The organism is Kytococcus schroeteri (genome assembly GCF_002847825.1).
Taxonomy (GTDB): Bacteria; Actinomycetota; Actinomycetes; order Actinomycetales; family Dermatophilaceae; genus Kytococcus; species Kytococcus schroeteri.
The window spans coordinates 1-301 of the sequence record NZ_PKIZ01000176.1 but is presented as its reverse complement, the minus strand read 5'-3'; the positions used below and the strand labels follow the sequence as shown (position 1 = coordinate 301).

Annotated in this window: 1 protein-coding gene; it reads right to left on the bottom strand. The window is 63.8% G+C overall.

Annotation, left to right across the window (positions count from 1 at the left end):
- Positions 1-93: 93 nt before the first annotated feature.
- Positions 94-301: adenylosuccinate synthetase (locus CYJ76_RS12060; protein ID WP_180802319.1), on the bottom strand; the 208-nt coding region annotated here is incomplete at its 5' end.

Sequence of the window (301 nt, the reverse complement as noted above, 5' to 3'; positions counted from 1 at the left end):
CAGTTCCAGGCCAACCTCACCCGGGCGGCGGAACTGCTGGCCGAATTCCTACGCAGGCTCTAGCTAGCACCGCCTATCGCCACGGCGCCAGCCCTAGCTCTCCGCAACGTCATTGATAACGATCGTCTGGTCGCGCCCCGGCCCCACGCCGATGTAGGAAATGCGGCAGCCGGAAAGCTCCTCCAGGCGCTTGACGTAATCCTGCGCCTTCTGCGGTAGTTCCTCGAAGGTCTTGCAGTCCGTGATGTCCTCGTCCCACGCGGGCATGGTCTCGTAGATCGGGGTGGCGTGGTGGAACTCG